At 61.8% G+C, this 3,282-nt stretch carries 7 protein-coding genes; 4 read left to right on the top strand and 3 right to left on the bottom strand.

Features of this window, described 5'->3' with window-relative positions; genetic code table 11:
- The first annotated feature begins 7 nt into the window (after positions 1–7).
- Positions 8–145: a hypothetical protein gene (locus EOA85_RS30975; protein WP_281033814.1), complete on the top strand. Its 138-nt coding sequence runs from the start codon at positions 8–10 to the stop codon at positions 143–145.
- Here the strand turns inward: EOA85_RS30975 and EOA85_RS30970 are convergent.
- The 3 genes from EOA85_RS30970 to EOA85_RS37815 form a co-directional block, all read right to left on the bottom strand.
- The gene (locus EOA85_RS30970) at positions 142–348 is read right to left on the bottom strand and encodes a hypothetical protein (protein WP_127212266.1); all 207 of its coding nucleotides are present in this window, start codon (positions 346–348) and stop codon (positions 142–144) included. The two genes, EOA85_RS30975 and EOA85_RS30970, sit on opposite strands and share 4 nt — an antisense overlap.
- Positions 349–361: 13 nt before the next feature.
- Complete coding sequence (locus EOA85_RS30965; RefSeq protein ID WP_245486171.1) at positions 362–1,093, bottom strand: hypothetical protein; 732 nt, start codon at positions 1,091–1,093, stop codon at positions 362–364.
- 118 nt (positions 1,094–1,211) lie between these two features.
- A complete protein-coding gene (locus EOA85_RS37815; protein ID WP_164759997.1) occupies positions 1,212–1,379 on the bottom strand; it encodes a hypothetical protein in 168 nt (55 codons plus the stop codon).
- 264 nt (positions 1,380–1,643) lie between these two features.
- On the opposite strand from EOA85_RS37815, the gene EOA85_RS30960 reads away from it, so the two are divergent.
- The 3 genes from EOA85_RS30960 (at position 1,644) to EOA85_RS30945 (ending at position 3,240) form a co-directional block, all read left to right on the top strand.
- The gene (locus EOA85_RS30960; RefSeq protein WP_245486169.1) at positions 1,644–2,450 is read left to right on the top strand and encodes an N-acetylmuramidase family protein; all 807 of its coding nucleotides are present in this window, start codon (positions 1,644–1,646) and stop codon (positions 2,448–2,450) included.
- Positions 2,447–2,581, top strand: coding sequence for a hypothetical protein (locus EOA85_RS40000; RefSeq protein WP_281033813.1), 135 nt, complete (start codon positions 2,447–2,449; stop codon positions 2,579–2,581). Before EOA85_RS30960 ends, EOA85_RS40000 begins: the two co-directional genes overlap by 4 nt.
- Positions 2,582–2,913: 332 nt before the next feature.
- Complete coding sequence (locus EOA85_RS30945) at positions 2,914–3,240, top strand: hypothetical protein (protein ID WP_127212265.1); 327 nt, start codon at positions 2,914–2,916, stop codon at positions 3,238–3,240.
- The last annotated feature ends 42 nt before the right edge of the window (positions 3,241–3,282 follow it).

Below are 3,282 nucleotides of genomic sequence, written 5' to 3'. Positions count from 1 at the left end.
CGTCACTATCGGCGATGACGTTTGGATCGGAACCGGCGCCATGATCATGAAGGGCGTGACGATCGGCGATCGAGCAATAATCTCGGCGCGCGCCATTGTTCGGTCGGACGTTCCCGCCGATGGGCTGGTGCGAGCGACTGACTAATGAAATGATACGTTCGGCTGCCGCTCATCAATGAGCGTCGCACCGTCGTAGAGCTCCACATGCATGTGTGGCATCTTCTTGCAAATCTCTTTGAACTGAGCCCGCATCTCGGCCTCATCTTCACTGGTTGCAATCGGCATGGAGAGCTGCCGTTGCTCATCAACAGCTTGGATGGTGAAGCGAAGGGGCGGACCAACGTGCACGCTTTAGCTCCTGCTAGGACGCGGCATCGACAAAAGGCATGTGCTTGATCCGCCCCCACTGCTCCTTCGCTGTCGTGCCCGACCAGCGGTTGCGAAGAGTGCTCTCTCGATAGGCATGGGCGGGGTCTAGTTCTGGCATGTCCGAAGCCTCAGGTAGGAAAAAGACATTTCCGCCAGCGGCTGAGACGGCAACAAGCTTGTAGCCGTGCGTCTTGCATAGTTTCGTCAAGGCGGTGATCGAGGCGCCATGATACCAACCGCTGCCGTGCTTGGCCATGCGGTCAAATGCCGGATCATAGGGCACAGTGACGGGGTTGAGGCCGAAACTGGCATTGTACTCGACGACCACGACCGCAGGACGTGCCGGCAGCAGAGCCTTCAGGAACCAGTAGTCGTTGCCGTCAACGTCCACCGAGAGGACGCCAAGCTTCGGAAAGTGCGACCCGAGACCGCTGATATTCTCCAACGTGATAAAGCTCTGCCGCGCCTCGATCCGCTTCGGCAATACGGCATTGGCCAGCCGGACTGTGGTATCGTCGCCGTCGACCAGGAGCCCTTTGAAATCTGCTAGACCGATGCAGTTGTACTCTGTGGGATGAAATCCGAACTCGACGAAGGTCGCTGGGCAATTGACGGCAAGCCGCGCCAAGATCGCGCTCTCGTCGGACTGCGGGGAACCGCCAAACCGAGCCTTCGCCAGATGAAAGTAGTAGCGAAGCGGACTCGCCCGAAGGGACGCGTGCATGCGGGATCTCACAGTCATCATTTGATGCCTCCTCGACCCCCCGGCCCGCCACCTAACTTTTGCGGCAAGCGGCCTCGCTTGGCAAGTTCACGCCGAACAGATGCTCACTGGGTTCGGGTCAGCCTTCCGGCCGATTGCTGTCCGGTTTCTGCTTTGTCGACCACCAGACTAGGTAAAGCGCTCCGATCTTCATGACGGGAACACGCCTGTCGCGCTCTCTGGACCGCAATTCGCGATAGGTTTTCACCTTCAGGGTGCCTCCAGGCAACTTGATCCGCAACGTCATTTGATTTCCGCCAGATTGTGCAGCGGAAACAAATCGTCATCCGGCTGAGCAGTCAACTCAACTTCACGCGAACAGAAACTCGCTGGTCCGGCCGCTGGCGATATGGGTGATGAGAAGCCATTCCACGTCAGGGCTTGACGGCTTCCGAGTTGGCCTAACCGGCCGTTCGAAGGCGACCAGCGCCGCAGCCTCCCGAGCAGGCTGAGCCCTACCGAAAAATCCGAAACCGCACAACCTGCCCGCAAGGGCGGAAAGGAAACGATCATGGATACCACGTTCAAGGGCGCCGCCAGGCGCCTGGACGACCTCGATCTGCCAAAACTTGGCGCCAGAATCGGCGTCGGCGAGGATGAGATCCACGCCTTTCTCGACGTCGAGACCAGCGGGCACGGCTTCGACGCCCATGGCCGGCCGATCATCCTGTTCGAGCCGCATGTCTTTTTCCGCAACCTGTCGGGGCCGAAGCGTGCGCAAGCAGTCGCGGCCGGGCTTGCCTATGTCAGGTGGGGCGAAAAGCCTTATCCCCGGGACAGCTATCCGCGCCTGAAAGCGGCTATCGCGATCGACGAGACGGCGGCGCTCAGATCGGCGTCATGGGGGCTCGGCCAGGTTCTCGGCGAGAATTTCAAGGCGGCCGGCTTCCCCACCGTGCAGGCCATGGTCGAAGCCATGATGGAGGACGAGGCGCTGCAGCTGGCGGCGGCGGTCAATTTCATCGCCGCCAACCGGCTCGACGGCAAATTGCGCAATCATGATTGGGCCGGCTTTGCCAAGGGCTACAACGGCGCATCCTTTGGGAAGAACGCCTACGATTATCAGGCTTGCCGACGCGTTCCGCAAATGGTCTCGGATAAGGACACGCCGTGGCCGCCCGCTGCCCCAGCACAGCCTCCAGCGCCGGTTCCTCCGCAGCTGAACGGTTCCCCGACTTCGGAGGCAGAGCCGGGCAGGGCTGGAGTCCGGCCTGGGCCGTTGCCCGGATTCTGGGCCGCGGTCCTGGCTCCGCTGGTCGCCGCAATCCTCTCCTTGTTTCGAAAGGCCCCCTCTTTGTTTCGAAAGGCAAAGCCATGACGTGGTTCAATACCAATGCGGCGCACAATCTGATCAATGTGCTGATCCTGCTGCTTACCGGCCTGGTCGGCTTCGACTGGACGATGTTCGGCATCGACGCGGCCCTGGCGCTCAAGATCACCGGGTGCTGACCCTGCTTAAGATCCTGATGAATGTCGTCCGCGACGGCGTCGCCGGCCTCGTCAGAAGACAGCCCGCCGTGGAGGGCAATTGAGATGTGGGTGCTTTCCATGCTGAGCGCGCTCGCCGGCAACAAGGCGATCATGGCGATCTTCGCAGCACTCGTCGGCGGCATCGGCTTCTTTGTCGCCGGCGGCATCAGCCGGGCCAAGGAGGATACGGCCAGGCGAGCGGCGGAAAAACTCGCTGCGCAGGATCGCCTCGAAATGGACCGCGAGGCGACCGATGCCGAACGCGCGGCGCGCGGCCTGCCGGACGAAGCCGCACGGCGGGAGGCGATGCGATGGGGATACAGGAGTTTCTCGATGCTCTCGGCATCAAGGCGTCGGTGGTGGTCGCCGGCCTGTCCGGCGGCATTTTGCGAGCCTTGTCGCGCCACCGCTACAAGGTTCGCGAGATGGTGGCGTCGCCGATCTGCGGCGCGCTGGCGGCGGCCTACCTGACGCTTCCCGTGGTGCACTACATCCGCGCCGGCCTGCCTTTGCCGTCGCCTGACGACGACACCACGACGCTGGCCGCGGCGTTCCTCATCGGCGTCTCGGCGATGTGGATTTCGGATATCGTGTTCGAGGTGGTGGTGAGGCGGTTCAAGCCGGAGAAGGAGGAGTGAGATCGCGCCTGTCTTATTGCGCCCGCAGTAACAGCCTCTTGC

It is taken from the genome of Mesorhizobium sp. M5C.F.Ca.IN.020.29.1.1 (genome assembly GCF_003997375.1).
Lineage (GTDB): Bacteria > Pseudomonadota > Alphaproteobacteria > Rhizobiales > Rhizobiaceae > Mesorhizobium > Mesorhizobium wenxiniae.
The sequence above is the reverse complement of the archived record's forward strand: the minus strand, read 5'-3'. Positions and strand labels throughout refer to the sequence as shown.